Consider the following 15,502-nt stretch of genomic DNA (forward strand, 5'->3'; position numbering starts at 1 on the left):
TTAAAATTGGAATACCCTTTTTCATTACCCTACAAAAGTTTGATACAGTAAGAAAATATTTAAAATGATAACAAGTATAGCAATTATCCATGCGATAAATGTTGTTATGCGGTGGTTAACGAGTGCACCCATTATCTTTTTATTACTTGTAAACATAATAAGTGGTACTAATGCAAATGCAATACCGAATGATAAGACGACTTGGCTCATAACGAGAGCGTAAGTTGGATTTACACCTAAAGCGATAATAACTAATGGTGGAATCATTGTAATAAATCGGCGTAAATATAACGGAATATGCATTCGAATGAAACCTTGCATAATAATATCACCCGACATTGTACCGACAGAAGAGCTAGATAGTCCTGCTGATAAAAGTCCAATCCCAAATAATGCAGCCGATACAGGACCTACTAAATTGGTAAATTGAGTGTAAGCAACATCTAAATCTTCAACGTGCAAGCCGTTTTTAAAGAATAGAGCAGCTGCTACAATTAACATACTTGCATTAATTGCTCCAGCAATAACCATTGCAATAATAATATCGATAAACTCGAAGCGGAAAATCTTTTTCTTTTGTTCATCATTTGTTCCGACTACGCGCCGCTGCGTTAAGGCGGAATGTAAATAGATTGCATGCGGCATAACTGTCGCACCTAAAATCCCTGCTGCAAGTAATATACTATCTACACCTTGGAATCTTGGAATAAATAGTCCTGAAAGAAGGGGACTTAATTCTGGTTTTGCATAAAAAACTTGAATTCCAAAAGCGATTACTACAATGAAAATCATTCCTGTAATAATAGCTTCTAGTGGACGAAATCCTCTACGTTGAAACTCAAGAATAATAAATGATCCGGCTGCAGTAATTAAAGCGGCAGGTAGCATCGGGATTCCAAATAGTAAGTAAAGCCCCAAAGCAGCTCCAATAAATTCCGCTAAATCTGTAGCCATAATAACTAGTTCACCTTGTATCCATAAACCGATAGACACAGGCTTTGGAAAGTTTTCACGAGCTATTTCGGGTAAATTGTTTCCTGTAGCAATTCCTAATTTAGCTGATAAAGTTTGGATTAATACAGCCATTAAGTTAGAAGCGAGTATAACCCATAATAGTAAATATCCATATTGTGAACCAGCTGCGATATTTGTAGCAAAGTTGCCAGGGTCAATATAAGCAACGGATGCGATAAAAGCGGGTCCTAAAAATGGTAACAGTCTTTTCCAACCTTTTGTTTCTCCACTTAAAGCTAAGTGAGCTGATTGTACAGTTGTACTTTCAGAAGGGAGATGTTCATCTTTTGTTATATCTTTATTCATAGTAGTTTTCCCCTTTAAAATGTTAACTTGATGAAATTATTGTTTGTATTCTTACTCATTATTTCAATACATTTAAATATGTTATGTGATAATTTCATTTGAACACGAAAGTTTCCTTAATGCAAATTATATGCCTTTATGCAATGGATGGTGTGATAATGTAAAATAAATTGGGAGTTTATGGTGTGATGACGTAGGGAAACATAATAAATTAAAGGGTCAATTTTGAAATTTATGTGAACATAAAGCCGATAATCCAGCATATTAATTGATGGAATTGCATTTGTATGATATATAATATATTGGGATTACAACATAACCATAGTGTTTTGATGTGTAATCTTGTTTTTTATTTTTGTTAACTGATAGAAAATAGTATAAAGAAAAGAAAATGGGATTCATTTTCTTATTATATATGTTTTGATATGAACGTTAACTTATACATGATTTTAAAAATTAGATAGGTGGTAGAAATACATTGGCAACTACAAAACCATACAGAGTATTACTATATTACATGTACACAACAATTGAAAACCCAGAAGAATTCGCGGCAGAGCATTTAGCATTTTGTAATTCACTTGAATTAAAAGGAAGAATTCTTGTAGCAAAAGAAGGTATTAACGGAACTTGTTCTGGAACTGTAGAACAAACAGAGAAATACATGGAAGCAATGAACAATGATCCACGTTTTGACGGTATCGTATTTAAAATAGATGAAGCTGATGGTCATGCATTCAAGAAAATGCACGTGCGTCCTCGTCCAGAGTTAGTTACACTTCGTCTAGAAGATGACATTAACCCACACGAAATAACTGGGAAGTATTTAGAGCCAAAAGATTTTTATGAAGCAATGAAACAAGAAGATACAGTTATCATTGATGCACGAAATGATTATGAGTTTGATTTAGGCCACTTCAAAGGTGCGATTAAACCTGATATCGAATCATTCCGTGAATTACCAGATTGGATTCGTGAAAATAAAGAAGTACTTGAAGGTAAAAAGATTTTAACTTATTGTACAGGCGGAATTCGTTGTGAGAAGTTTTCTGGCTGGTTAGTTCGTGAAGGCTATGAAGATGTAAGTCAGCTTCACGGCGGAATTGTAACGTACGGAAAAGACCCAGAAGTACAAGGTGAGCTTTGGGATGGACAATGTTACGTGTTCGATGAGCGTATCGCTGTACCAGTAAACCAAAAAGAACATGTTATCGTTGGTAAAGACCACTTTACAGGTGAACCTTGTGAGCGCTATGTAAACTGTTCAAATCCAGAATGTAATAAGAAAATTTTATGTTCTGAAGAAAACGAAGCGAAATATTTACGTGCATGTTCTCATGAATGTCGTGTAAGTCCACGTAACCGCTACGTAATACAACATGAATTAACGGAAGAGCAAGTAGCTGCTGCATTAGAGCAAATCGAAGCGGGGAAGTAAGAGGAAAAAGGCTAATCTAAATTTTATTTTGGATTAGCCTTTTTCATATTCGATTCTTTTTTGTCGTTTTTTGTCGGTAAGTCGATATGTTTAAATAATCGCTGATATATTTTGATTTGCGTCGATATAATTTGAAAATCGCTGATAAAAATTTCACTTACTGAATTGTACTACGTATTTGTAGTTTAAAAATAATCTTCTTTACTTCTTATCGTCTTTCTCTCTCACAGCAGAAAGTACAGTTTGTTTTACCCAAGCTTTTCTTCGTTTATGTTGTAGACCCCATTGGTATAAACTTTGGGCTCCTAAAATAAGTGAAATGACAATACCGCTAATCGCAATTAATAGAGCGAAAAATTCAAGAGGTGACGATATTTTGTTTGAATCGGTGTTTCTTAAAAGGTCAATCATAGTAAACCCTAACATTTGGCCCACTACAGAGTAGAGCGTTAAAATTAATAATAAAAGGCTATCTTTTTTAGAGGCGACGTTTTCTTGATATTTAAACAAACTATCAAGATTTTGTTTCGCGTTCGAGTATAGAACCTCAATATTAAAAAGTTTTCTTAAGCGGAAGAAAATATCTTCACTCTGTGATTGGGATACTAATTCTAAAGAAAAATAATTAGCAGTGAACGAATTGATCGAATAAATTAATTTCTCTATTTCATTAGTATCTTGTTCAATATTTAGCTCAGCATAGGCGTTTGCCATTTTTAATAAAACAATTTTATGGAATAGATTTAATAATAAAGCGTAATAAAATTCCCCATACATTTGACTAGCAAGTTTAGCAATTTCGCGTTCTCCTTCATTTGTTACACATGTAAAAATGTGTTCTTCCATTATGAAATAACGATTTGGAGCCCACCTCTGGTAAGCGTGTTTTTTTAAATAGTCATGAATGTAAGGAAGGTTATTTGCACTCACATATGGCTTACCATCACTTGTTAATCCGGAAAGACTAGAAGTACGATAAACATCCACTTCATTAAGTTCCATACCTTCTTTTAGTGACAATAAAGTTTGAACGTACATTCTTTGGTCTTCAAAGAATGGGAAGGTTTGAAAGTATGAACTTCTTAATCTCTTCTTTTCAAAGAAATCAGTTACGCCATGAAATAAATAACCAAAAATGAATTTTTCAGCTTGGGAATACTTTTTTCCGTTACATTCAATACAAATAGTCTCATTTGTATCATTTTTAGTTTCAAGTACACGGAAGCGGGCAGCGAATTCGATTGCTTCAGATAAAGTCATGTTTGGAGCAGTGTTTACTTCTGTTCGAATTGTTAAGAAGCCAAGTTCATAAGGACAAAGTGTTACATCAATAGAGTGTATATTAAATTGGATTGAAGTAAGGTTTGTTGTTAAATGTCCAGTTAAGTTAAGGTCCTTTGAATAACGTTGCAAGCCCTTTTGATGCTCTGAGTGAGGAAAGAGAATTTTATTGGTAAATGAAAGATAGTATGCTTCCATATTTTGATGTGAAACTTTAAACTCCCCATAATATGTATTTTCATCATCGAGATGATCGAGCCGAAAAGGACGAAAATCGTTTTTTTGTAAGAAAGGGAACATCTCTTGTTCATATCCAGCTTTAAACGAAAACGGGAATATAAATTGAAATATAGCTGTTGCTACATCTTTTTCCTCAATTGCTTGTATTGCCTCCATCTACATTGTTTCCTTTCCATATATGCTATAGAAACAACATGCCCAAATTTATTTGAAAATAACCACTGTTTTACACTCGATTGAGAGTGAAAATTCAGCTTATTTAGCAGAGGACATGTATAATGTTATGTATACTAAAAGTTATAAAATTGTATTTTGAAGAGGGGGATGCTGTATGCGGATTTTAGTATTAGGCGCTGGTGGAGTCGGAGGATTTTTTGGTGGCAGATTAGTCGAAAAGGGAGAAGATGTTACATTTCTTGTTCGTAATAAACGAAAAAAACAATTAGAGGAAAGAGGACTTGTAATCCGAAGTGTTAACGGGGATTTTTCCTTTCAACCGAAATTAATAACGAAGGAAGAGAGAACTTCTCCATTTGATGTCATTTTATTTTCAACAAAAGCGTATCACTTAAACGAGGCAATTCAAGATTTGAAGCCGTTTGTTGGCGAAGGTACTGTAATCATTCCATTGTTAAATGGTATCGCTCATTTATCACTATTACAAAAAGAATTCGGCGAAGAAAAAGTAATTGGCGGTTTATGCTTTATCGAGACGACGTTAAACGATCAAGGAGAAATTGTACAAACTAGCGCTGCCAACAGACTTGTGTTTGGAGAAATTAAGTCTCAAAATTCAGAGAGAGTAAAGCATATTTCTAAAGCATTTGCAGGTACGAAATCTAGTTTTGTTTTAAGTGAAAATATTACGCAAGATATGTGGCATAAATATTTATTTATTACTGTAATGTCCGGTGTGACAACGTTAATGCGTGCACCAATTGGACCAATTCGTGAAAGTGAAGGCGGCCGTGATTTTATCCGTAATGTGTTTGAGGAATCTGTACAAATCATGAGAGTATTAGGAGCTCCAATAAAGGTTAATATTGCCCAGGAACATATGAAAACGATTGATAAAATTTCGTATGATATGAAGTCATCGATGCAACGTGATATGGAGAAGGGTTCGTTTATTGAAGGGAAGCACTTGCAAGGATATTTACTGGATGTAGCAGAGCAATTTTCTATAACGGCACCATTATTAAGCACTATATATCAAAATTTAAAGGTGTATGAAGAGATGACCTTTAACAGATCTGTAATAGAATTAGATGTATGAAAAAATAAAAAAGATAGCAATATATAAGTGTATTGCTATCTTTTTTATTTTTTTTATGACAAATTATTTATTTCTTTTCGTTCTATCTGTCAAATTTATTTCCTGTTCACGTTTACCATATAACTGATTAATTTCATTTGCTACTGCATCTAAATATGAATCGGAAAAAATAGGCTTCTTTTCTTTAGACATAGGGGTCTCCTTTGCGGATTTTTTAGTATTCATTATGTATATTTCTCAGTGGATTATGCACAATCATTTTAATTTTTTTCTTATTAAAAATTTTTGTTTACTTTTTGAAAATAAAGGAGTATTATAATCCACAGTTTCAATTTTCTAAATCGCTGAAACCGCATGGTACGGGGGACCCGTTTTTACGGATTAGTACATAATCCGATGGGGTGAATCCTTAAAAAAGGTAGGGCTACTCATAGGCCCGAATCCGACAGCTAACCTCGTAAGCGTTATATTGAGAAGGAAGGTGGAGCTTGTGCGACAAAAAAAATAATGTCTACAAGTCTATTTCGCTATGGCTTGTAGACATTTTTTGTTTTCTGAAGAAATAGTTTACTGGCTGTAACAAGCAGAAAAGTTCGTACAAAATTATTGGAGAGTGGACAGCATTGGTTTCATCTATTAAAAGATTTTTAATTGGAAGACCGTTAAAATCAACAGAGCTTGGAGAACAAAAGCTTAATAAAACGAAAGCTTTAGCTATTTTATCTTCTGACGCATTGTCATCAGTTGCTTACGGTCCAGAGCAAATTTTAATTGCTTTAGCAGGTGTTGGAGCGATCGCTTATTGGTATTCCATTCCGATCGCTGTTGGGGTATTAGTACTATTGACAGCCCTTATTTTATCATATCGTCAAATTATTTTTGCTTATCCGCATGGCGGGGGAGCGTATGTTGTATCAAAAGAAAATTTAGGAATGAATCCAGGCTTAATTGCTGGAGGATCTTTATTAGTTGACTATATTTTAACTGTTGCGGTAAGTGTGTCCGCTGGTACAGATGCAATTACGTCTGCGTTTCCTAGCTTACATGCACACAATGTAATTATTGCGGTTATATTTGTTATATTAATTACAATATTAAACTTAAGAGGAGTAACGGAATCAGCTTCCGTTTTAGCATATCCTGTTTATTTATTTGTTTTAGCACTATTTATATTAATTGGTGTAGGCATATATAATATTTTAACTGGTCATGTTTCACCCACTTTACATGCGCCGATTGGTACACCAGTTGCAGGAATTAGTTTGTTTTTATTACTAAGAGCATTTGCATCAGGTAGTTCGGCTTTAACAGGTGTTGAAGCAATTTCAAATGCAATTCCGAACTTTAAAGATCCTGCGCCAAACAATGCTGCAAAAACATTGCTTGCAATGGGTGCATTACTTGCTGTGTTATTTTCAGGAATTGTATTTTTAGCTTATTATTACGGAGTGACTCCGAGTAAAGAAGTAACAGTTGTTTCTCAAATTGCTGAACAAACATTTGGACGTAATTTCATGTACTATTTCATACAAGGTACAACAGCTTTAATATTAATTCTCGCTGCTAATACAGGTTATTCTGCATTTCCTTTATTAGCGGTTAACCTTGCAAAAGATAAATTCATACCGAGAATGTTTACGATTAGAGGAGACCGTCTAGGTTACTCAAACGGTATTATTATACTTGGAGTTGCTTCGATTATTTTAATTGTAGCTTTCCAAGGACAAACAGAACATTTAATTCCGTTATATGCAGTAGGTGTATTTATTCCATTTACACTTTCTCAAACAGGGATGGTATTAAAATGGCTTCGCGAAAAGCCTGAAGGATGGGCTTTAAGATTAACGATTAATTTAATTGGTGCAGTTATTAGTTTTATCGTAATGAGCATGTTCTTCTTAACTAAATTTGCACAAGTTTGGTCGATTCTTATTTTCTTACCAGTTATTATCTTCTTATTCCATCGAATTAAGAAGCATTATGATGCAGTGGGTGATCAATTAAGTTTAAAAACTTGCGAACCTCTTATTCCAATTGAGGGGAATGTAATTGTCGTTCCTGTAGCAGGTATGACGCATGTAGTAGAAAATTCATTGAACTATGCAAAATCTCTTTCGGCAGATCAAGTTATCGCAGTATATGTTGCTTTTGACAGAGAAGAGGAAAAGAAATTTGAAGTGAAATGGAAGAAGTGGCAACCTGAAGTAAGGCTTGTTACATTACATTCTCATTATAGAAGTATTATTCAGCCGCTAACAAAGTTCATTGATACAGTGCAATATAAGGCAAGTGAATCGAATTACCGCGTTACGGTCGTTATACCACAGTTCATTCCGAAAAAAGGTTGGCATAACATTCTTCATAATCAATCCAGTTTACTCATACGTGCGTATTTACTTTATAAAAGAAATGTTGTTATTACGACAGTTCCATATCATTTAAAAAAATAAGAAGATTTTTAAGGATAGCTTTGTGAAAATGAAGCTATCCTTTTTGTGTATATGCTATGCATAATTGCATATGGGATTAAAAATTATACTAATATAACTTCATTGGTTATTTGAAAGTAGTGTTTTCTGTTGTGATATGTAGATATTTCAATCGATAAAGTGAATCGGATTATATTTTGAAATAAGGACATGAAAGCTTGAAAATAAAGGGAATGAAAATACTTCTTTACGATATATAAACAGCTGTGTTTAAATGACCTTACAGTACAAAACTTATATGAAAACAAAATGAAATTTCATATTTACGTATGTTGTTTAGTTTTAAATGAATAATATTTTTATGTAATATATTCACTGTGTGAATGTGGGAATTTCGATGAAATAGAAAATTTATACAATATTATTCGTACTAAACACATATGAAAAATAATGAAATGTTTTGTGACGATAAGTAAGTACTGTAGCAATACGAGAGAGGTGGTTCATGCATAGATCACGTTGAGAACGTTCTCTATTTTAACCATCTCAAATTATGGGCAAGAAAATAGAATAATAAAATGCGATAGTAATAGTTGCTAATACATAGGAGGAGTTAAAGTGAAAAAGACTTTAATTACAGGGTTATTGGTTACAGCAGTATCTACGAGTTGCTTCATTCCTGTAAGCGCTTACGCTAAGGAGGGGCAAACGGAAGTGAAAACAGTATATGCGCAAAATGTAATTGCTCCAAATACATTATCCAATTCAATTAGAATGTTAGGATCACAATCACCGCTTATTCAAGCATACGGATTAATTATTTTGCAACAGCCAGACATTAAGGTGAATGCGATGAGTAGCTTAACGAATCATCAAAAGTTTGCAAAGGCGAACGTACGAGAGTGGATTGATGAATATAATCCGAAGCTAATTGACTTAAATCAAGAGATGATGAGATACAGCACTAGATTCAATAGCTATTATAGTAAGCTCTATGAACTAGCAGGAAACGTAAATGAAGATCAGCAAGCAAAAGTAGATTTTATGAGTGCATATGGAAAATTACAATTGCAAGTACAGAGCATCCAAGAGAGTATGGAGCAAGATTTATTAGAGTTAAATCGATTTAAAACAGTATTAGACAAAGATAGTAACAACTTATCAATTAAAGCCGATGAAGCAATAAAAACACTGCAAGGATCAAGTGGAGATATTGTGAAATTAAGAGAAGATATTAAAAGAATTCAAGGGGAAATTCAAGCTGAACTAACTACTATTTTGAATAGACCTCAAGAAATCATTAAAGGTTCTATTAATATCGGTAAACAAGTATTTACAATCACAAATCAAACTGCACAAACGAAAACAATCGATTTTGTTTCTATTGGTACTTTAAGTAATGAAATTGTAAATGCTGCAGATAGTCAAACGAGGGAAGCAGCTCTTCGCATTCAACAAAAGCAAAAAGAGTTATTGCCACTTATTCAAAAGTTATCACAAACTGAAGCAGAGGCGACTCAAATTACATTCGTTGAAGATCAAGTAAATAGCTTTACAGAATTAATTGATCGTCAAATTACAACTTTAGAAACGTTATTAACCGATTGGAAAGTTTTAAATAATAATATGATTCAAATTCAAACAAATGTTGAAGAAGGCACGTATACAGACAGTAGTTTACTTCAAAAACATTTTAATCAAATTAAAAAAGTAAGTGATGAAATGAATAAGCAAACAAATCAATTTGAAGATTACGTTACAAACGTTGAAGTACATTAAATAGAAAAATAATTAGCGATATAGGGAGAGAAGAAAAATGACAAAAAAACCATATAAAGTAATGGCTCTATCAGCACTTATGGCAGTATTTGCAGCAGGAAATATTATGCCGGCTCATACGTATGCAGCTGAAAGTACAGTGAAACAAGCTCCAGTTCATGCGGTAGCAAAAGCTTATAATGACTATGAAGAATATTCATTAGGACCAGAAGGCTTGAAAGATGCAATGGAAAGAACAGGTTCAAATGCTTTAGTAATGGATCTGTATGCTTTAACAATTATTAAACAAGGTAATGTTAACTTTGGAAATGTATCGACTGTTGATGCAGCTTTAAAAGGAAAAGTGATTCAGCACCAAGATACAGCTAGAGGAAATGCGAAGCAATGGTTAGATGTATTAAAGCCACAGCTTATTTCAACGAATCAAAACATCATTAACTACAATACGAAATTTCAAAACTATTATGATACTTTAGTTGCTGCGGTAGATGCAAAAGATAAAACGACTCTTACGAAAGGCCTAACTAGATTATCAAGTAGTATTAATGAAAATAAAGCGCAAGTGGATCAGTTAGTAGAAGACTTGAAGAAATTCCGAAATAAAATGACGTCGGATACGCAAAACTTCAAGGGTGATGCAAATCAAATTACATCTATATTAGCTAGTCAAGATGCAGGAATTCCGCTTCTGCAAAATCAAATTACAACGTACAATGAAGCAATTAGTAAATATAATGCAATTATTATCGGTTCATCTGTTGCGACAGCTCTAGGACCAATTGCAATTATTGGTGGTGCAGTAGTTATTGCTACGGGCGCAGGAACACCGCTAGGAGTAGCATTAATTGCAGGTGGTGCAGCAGCTGTAGGCGGTGGTACAGCTGGAATTGTATTAGCGAAGAAAGAGCTTGATAATGCACAAGCAGAAATTCAAAAGATAACAGGACAAGTTACAACTGCGCAATTAGAAGTAGCTGGATTAACGAACATTAAAACACAAACAGAGTATTTAACAAATACAATTGATACTGCAATTACAGCGTTACAAAATATTTCAAACCAATGGTATACAATGGGATCAAAATACAATTCTCTACTTCAAAATGTGGATTCAATTAGTCCAAACGACCTTGTTTTCATTAAAGAAGATTTAAATATTGCGAAAGATAGCTGGAAAAACATTAAAGACTATGCAGAAAAGATTTATGCTGAAGATATTAAAGTAGTAGATACGAAAAAAGCATAATCGAATACGAATCGTTAGAGCGTTAAGTGTTGATGAATGATTTGAAGCTCCTGTTCAGTTGTGAGCAGGAGCTTTTGATATCCTTATAAAGAGAATAGGTGAAAAATATGCAGAAAAGATTTTATAAAAAATGTCTTTTAGCGGTAATGATTGCTGGGGTGGCAACTAGTAACGCATTTCCTTTACATCCTTTTGCAGCAGAACAAAATGTAAAGGTGCTACAAGAAAATGTGAAAAACTATTCTCTTGGACCAGCTGGATTCCAAGATGTAATGGCACAAACGACATCAAGTATATTTGCAATGGATTCATATGCAAAATTAATTCAAAATCAACAAGAGACGGATTTAAGTAAAATAAGTTCGATTAACAGTGAATTTAAAGGGAATATGATTCAGCATCAAAGAGATGCAAAAATTAATGCGGCATATTGGTTAAATAATATGAAGCCTCAAATTATGAAAACGGATCAAAATATTATTAATTACAATAATACGTTTCAATCGTATTATAATGACATGTTAATAGCGATTGATCAAAAGGATAGCGGAAAATTAAAAGCTGATTTAGAAAAGTTGTATGCGGATATTGTAAAGAATCAAAATGAGGTAGATGTATTATTAGGAGATTTGAAAGCCTTTCGCGATAGAATGGCGAAAGATACAAATAGTTTTAAAGAGGATACAAATCAATTAACAGCGATATTGGCAAGTACGAATGCTGGCATTCCAGCTCTAGAGCAACAAATCAATACATATAACGATTCGATTAAAAAGAGTAATGATATGGTCATTGCTGGTGGCGTACTTTGCGTAGCACTAATAACATGTCTTGCTGGCGGGCCGATGATTGCGGTTGCAAAAAAAGATATCGCAAATGCAGAAAGAGAGATAGCTAATTTAAAAGATAGAATTTCAGGAGCACAAGCAGAAATCGTAATTTTGACTGATGTAAAAAATAAAACAACAAACATGACGGAAACAATTGATGCAGCAATTACAGCACTACAAAACATATCAAATCAATGGTATACAGTAGGTGCAAAATATAATAATTTACTACAAAATGTAAAAGGAATTAGTCCGGAAGAGTTTACGTTTATAAAAGAAGATTTACATACAGCGAAAGATAGCTGGAAAGATGTAAAGGATTATACAGAAAGATTACATGAAGGTGTGGCAAAGTAAACAGTGGGCTAGTTCCGCTGTTTATTTTTTATTCCGTTTTTTTTTTGTGAGAGTTGAACTTGTAATTATATATAAGTTTGTCATGTGTTTTATCAATGTGGCTATTGGGTAATATTTAATCAAATTGATACGAATAACCTAAATAAATTTCTGATCAAGTCTTTTATATGTAATGTTTTAATGAAAAAAGCTATACTGTAAGCAAAACTAAAAATTGGAGAGGAAATACTACAACATGGAAAATTATCTATTATTTATCCTTACAGCAATGCTAATCATAATGATGCCTGGTCCTGGTTTTGCACTAGTTACAAAAAATACTATCTCGCATGGTAAAAATGGCGGGATAAAGACTGTTTTAGGAACGATATCTGGAATGATGATTCATACAATAATGGCTACGTTAGGACTTTCTGCTATCTTAATGAAATTTGCTATGTTATTTACATTTATAAAATATGCTGGGGCTGTTTATTTAATTTATTTAGCTGTAAAGTCAATTAAAAGTGCCTTACATAAAAAAGAAGATATGTCAGGTTCAGCAGAAATGGACTCTAAGGATATTGGGGCAATTAAAAGCTTTAGACAAGGATTTACTACGGCAATTTTAAATCCAAAAACCGCTGTATTTTTCCTTAGTTTTTTACCCCAATTTATTGTGAGTAATCAAAATCATTTCCTCCAATTTCTTTTATTAGGAGTCACATTTACGACTTTGACAGCAATATGGTATTTACTTTACATCTCACTCATACGTCAATTAAGAACTTTTTTAAGAAAAGAAAGAGTGAACCGTACAATAGAGGGTATTACAGGCGCCATATTATTAGTATTTGGAGTTAGATTGTTTTTCCAAAAATAAATATGTAGATAAAACGAGAAATAAAAAAGTTGATTATTTCTCGTTTTATTCTTTAAAATCTGCAACAGAACCAGGATCTCCCATCAAAGTATAAATTCCAAGGGAGGAACCGTTTTTTTTATTTACTTATATACGTACAGCTGTACCACTGACAGCAACCATTAACATTCCATCACGAACAACTTCGTAATCTACGTCAATACCAACGATAGCGTTCGCACCTTTTTCTTTTGCAAGTTCTTTCATTTCGCCCATTGCAATATCACGAGCGTCTTTTAGCTTACTTTCATAAGCACCAACACGGCCACCGACAACATCACGAACGGAAGCGAATACATCGCGGACAATATTTGCACCCATAATAGCTTCACCATTTACAATATCAATATACTCAATAATCTCTTTACCTTGAATTCCAGAAGTTGTTGTTACAATCATGACTGACACTCTCCTAATATATTATAATTTTTGATTAGCTTTCTTATGCCATAGAAAAAGTATTTTTGGCACCAGAAACAAGTCTAGTTTCTTACAGAATGAAACCAAGGCAATTGTTTAACATGTGTATCGCTATAACATATGCAATGGATCTTTTAGAAATAAGATAAGCCGCAGTAAGTATCAACGATCCAGGTAAATAAATAGCAATATCCGAAAGTTGGTTCGTATGAAGAAGTGTAAAAATCATAATCGAAATGATAGATGCAATAGCAGTACCAATATGGTAAGAAAAACGATTTATTAATATGTGGCGAAATACAATTTCTTCAAGTATTGGACCCAGAATACCAAATACAAGCAATGTAAATACAAGAGGTACCTCTGCACCAGTTTCAAGGAGCTGCTCTTGGTTCTCTGGTTGACCAGTTGCTAGAAAATACATAACACACTGTTCCACAATTAACGTAAATAAAACTACCATAGGAATACTTACTATTTTCAAAATTGTCTTCTCTTTAAAATAAGTAAAACTTTCAATAATTTCTTTCCTAAAGCAAATGATTCCTACAATAGCAGGTACAGTAAAACCGATTGCACTAAGAACAAATTCTGATTCAACTAAATTGACATTAGCTAAAAGTGATATGCCAAATAGTATGTACAAGCCAATTTGAAATGGTACAAACAGTGTAAAGATTATTAGCATAATGATTTCTTTTTTATTCATTTTTATAAAGTTCACTGTATTGCCCCCATAATTAAATTACCTATAATTTTTGATTTTTCTTTCTGCATAACGATCTCCTTCTAAATATATTTATATAAGATTCTAAACCGGACGGTTCGGTCCGAATCGAAATCTAATGATACTACAAGTTTCTAGTTTTTTAAACCCTTTTTATAAAGTATTAACAAAATCAAAATGGAAAAAAGCAAATATATTTATATTTCAGTTGCTTTGTTACAATTTAATTCCAGTAATCATTAATGGTTAATCTTTTATAGAATGAAGTGAAAGTGGGAGTAGTTCAAACACTTTAGCTAAACATATTAATAAAAATTATATATAATAATCATATGTCTATACATTAAAATTAACTATATATTTTTACACCTACTACGAAGTTAGGTGAAATTAGTTGTATAACATGACTGAATTAAATAATTGGTCATGTTAATTTTGACAGAAAATTCATTTGAATGATATAGATAATACAATTTGATTAACCTCTTTTCAAACTGTATTGTTTGAGGTTCACATAATATAGGGGTTGATAAGATATTTTCGCTCCAAACTTCTTTATACTTACAAAAAAATTCAAGAAAATAGATGGTAAATATCACCTGGAATATTAAGCTCGTTTTTATTAGGAGGATTACAAAGCATGACTAAAGTTGATAAGGTTAAAGAAAAAATTATTGAAACATCTTTATATTTATTTAATACTAATGGGATAACTCGCACATCCATCCAGGATATAATGACAGCTACTGAACTACCTAAAGGATCTATTTATCGTAGATTCAAAAGTAAAGAAGAAATTGTCCTTGCTGCCTACGACAAAAGTGGTGAGATTATGTGGAGTCATTTTCATAAAGCAATGGAAAATAAAAAGACAGCAATCGATAAAATCCTTGCAATTTTCCTTGTATATCAAGATGCAGCTAATAATCCTCCTATTGCTGGAGGCTGTCCATTACTTAATAGCGCAATTGAAAGTACTGGAGTATTTCCAGAATTACAAAAAGCAGCAGCAAAAGGTTATGATGATACAGTAATGTTAATGGCTTCTCTCATAAAAGAAGGAATAGAGAAACAAGAACTTAAAGAAGATATAGAGGTTATATCACTTGCTTCCTTTCTTGCATCTTCAATGGAGGGGGCTATTATGGCAAGTCGAGTATCTAACGATAATATACACCATCATTATTTTATTGAACAAATAAAACATCATCTTTTCTCCTATTCTAAATAAGTGAGAACTTGCAGTGTTTCCATCCGA

Annotated in this window: 13 protein-coding genes and 1 riboswitch; of the genes, 8 read left to right on the forward strand and 5 right to left on the reverse strand. The window is 33.0% G+C overall.

Translation table 11 applies throughout. The features are described 5' to 3' along the window. Window positions 1-24 precede the first annotated feature (24 nt). A complete protein-coding gene (locus AXW78_RS08755) occupies window positions 25-1,320 on the reverse strand; it encodes an Nramp family divalent metal transporter (protein ID WP_001030680.1) in 1,296 nt (431 codons plus the stop codon). 478 nt (window positions 1,321-1,798) lie between these two features. On the opposite strand from AXW78_RS08755, the gene AXW78_RS08760 reads away from it, so the two are divergent. Beyond that, entirely contained in the window at window positions 1,799-2,758 is a 960-nt protein-coding gene (locus AXW78_RS08760; RefSeq protein WP_000246214.1) for an oxygen-dependent tRNA uridine(34) hydroxylase TrhO, read from the forward strand. A 201-nt stretch (window positions 2,759-2,959) separates the two neighbouring features. Here AXW78_RS08760 and AXW78_RS08765 read toward each other — a convergent pair whose 3' ends face one another. Further along, window positions 2,960-4,435, reverse strand: a complete 1,476-nt coding sequence (locus AXW78_RS08765) for a hypothetical protein (protein ID WP_061884002.1) — start codon at window positions 4,433-4,435, stop codon at window positions 2,960-2,962. Window positions 4,436-4,610: 175 nt separating this feature from the next. Here AXW78_RS08765 and panE point away from each other — a divergent pair, with 175 nt between their 5' ends. Further along, window positions 4,611-5,555: a 2-dehydropantoate 2-reductase gene (gene panE / locus AXW78_RS08770; protein ID WP_061884003.1), complete on the forward strand. Its 945-nt coding sequence runs from the start codon at window positions 4,611-4,613 to the stop codon at window positions 5,553-5,555. A gap of 63 nt (window positions 5,556-5,618) precedes the next feature. On the opposite strand, the gene AXW78_RS35240 is transcribed toward panE, so the two are convergent. Continuing rightward, the gene (locus AXW78_RS35240; RefSeq protein ID WP_000031873.1) at window positions 5,619-5,747 is read right to left on the reverse strand and encodes a hypothetical protein; all 129 of its coding nucleotides are present in this window, start codon (window positions 5,745-5,747) and stop codon (window positions 5,619-5,621) included. 140 nt (window positions 5,748-5,887) lie between these two features. Continuing rightward, a riboswitch (cyclic di-AMP (ydaO/yuaA leader) is annotated at window positions 5,888-6,034 on the forward strand. A gap of 144 nt (window positions 6,035-6,178) precedes the next feature. Here AXW78_RS35240 and AXW78_RS08780 point away from each other — a divergent pair. The 5 genes from AXW78_RS08780 (at window position 6,179) to AXW78_RS08800 (ending at window position 13,058) form a co-directional block, all read left to right on the forward strand. Then, window positions 6,179-8,005, forward strand: a complete 1,827-nt coding sequence (locus AXW78_RS08780) for an APC family permease (RefSeq protein WP_061884004.1) — start codon at window positions 6,179-6,181, stop codon at window positions 8,003-8,005. A gap of 597 nt (window positions 8,006-8,602) precedes the next feature. Then, window positions 8,603-9,763, forward strand: coding sequence for a non-hemolytic enterotoxin NHE subunit A (gene nheA, locus AXW78_RS08785; protein ID WP_061884005.1), 1,161 nt, complete (start codon window positions 8,603-8,605; stop codon window positions 9,761-9,763). A gap of 37 nt (window positions 9,764-9,800) precedes the next feature. Beyond that, on the forward strand, window positions 9,801-11,009 hold the full coding sequence (gene nheB, locus AXW78_RS08790) for a non-hemolytic enterotoxin NHE subunit B (RefSeq protein ID WP_000162982.1): 1,209 nt from the start codon (window positions 9,801-9,803) through the stop codon (window positions 11,007-11,009). 107 nt (window positions 11,010-11,116) lie between these two features. After that, window positions 11,117-12,196, forward strand: a complete 1,080-nt coding sequence (gene nheC / locus AXW78_RS08795; protein ID WP_061884006.1) for a non-hemolytic enterotoxin NHE subunit C — start codon at window positions 11,117-11,119, stop codon at window positions 12,194-12,196. 235 nt (window positions 12,197-12,431) lie between these two features. Further along, window positions 12,432-13,058, forward strand: a complete 627-nt coding sequence (locus AXW78_RS08800; RefSeq protein WP_000433000.1) for a LysE family translocator — start codon at window positions 12,432-12,434, stop codon at window positions 13,056-13,058. Window positions 13,059-13,184: 126 nt separating this feature from the next. Here the strand turns inward: AXW78_RS08800 and AXW78_RS08805 are convergent, their stop codons facing one another. Both AXW78_RS08805 and AXW78_RS08810 read right to left on the reverse strand, forming a co-directional pair. Next, window positions 13,185-13,496: a heavy metal-binding domain-containing protein gene (locus AXW78_RS08805; RefSeq protein ID WP_000637518.1), complete on the reverse strand. Its 312-nt coding sequence runs from the start codon at window positions 13,494-13,496 to the stop codon at window positions 13,185-13,187. Window positions 13,497-13,587: 91 nt separating this feature from the next. Continuing rightward, window positions 13,588-14,241 (reverse strand): CPBP family intramembrane glutamic endopeptidase, encoded by a 654-nt coding sequence (locus AXW78_RS08810; protein ID WP_001009301.1) that lies wholly within the window; start codon window positions 14,239-14,241, stop codon window positions 13,588-13,590. Between the two features lie 643 nt (window positions 14,242-14,884). Here AXW78_RS08810 and AXW78_RS08815 point away from each other — a divergent pair. Continuing rightward, window positions 14,885-15,475, forward strand: a complete 591-nt coding sequence (locus AXW78_RS08815; protein ID WP_000169650.1) for a TetR/AcrR family transcriptional regulator — start codon at window positions 14,885-14,887, stop codon at window positions 15,473-15,475. Window positions 15,476-15,502: the final 27 nt, after the last annotated feature.

Source organism: Bacillus thuringiensis (genome assembly GCF_001595725.1).
GTDB lineage: Bacteria > Bacillota > Bacilli > Bacillales > Bacillaceae_G > Bacillus_A > Bacillus_A thuringiensis_K.

Bases quoted from the DNA above. Each gene is read 5' to 3' on its own strand.
- AXW78_RS08755 (WP_001030680.1), bottom strand. From the start codon at position 1,320: ATGAATAAAGATATAACAAAAGATGAACATCTCCCTTCTGAAAGTACA.
- AXW78_RS08765 (WP_061884002.1), bottom strand. From the start codon at position 4,435: ATGGAGGCAATACAAGCAATTGAGGAAAAAGATGTAGCAACAGCTATA.
- panE (WP_061884003.1), top strand. From the start codon at position 4,611: ATGCGGATTTTAGTATTAGGCGCTGGTGGAGTCGGAGGATTTTTTGGT.
- AXW78_RS35240 (WP_000031873.1), bottom strand. From the start codon at position 5,747: ATGTCTAAAGAAAAGAAGCCTATTTTTTCCGATTCATATTTAGATGCA.
- nheB (WP_000162982.1), top strand. From the start codon at position 9,801: ATGACAAAAAAACCATATAAAGTAATGGCTCTATCAGCACTTATGGCA.
- nheC (WP_061884006.1), top strand. From the start codon at position 11,117: ATGCAGAAAAGATTTTATAAAAAATGTCTTTTAGCGGTAATGATTGCT.
- AXW78_RS08800 (WP_000433000.1), top strand. From the start codon at position 12,432: ATGGAAAATTATCTATTATTTATCCTTACAGCAATGCTAATCATAATG.
- AXW78_RS08805 (WP_000637518.1), bottom strand. From the start codon at position 13,496: ATGATTGTAACAACAACTTCTGGAATTCAAGGTAAAGAGATTATTGAG.
- AXW78_RS08815 (WP_000169650.1), top strand. From the start codon at position 14,885: ATGACTAAAGTTGATAAGGTTAAAGAAAAAATTATTGAAACATCTTTA.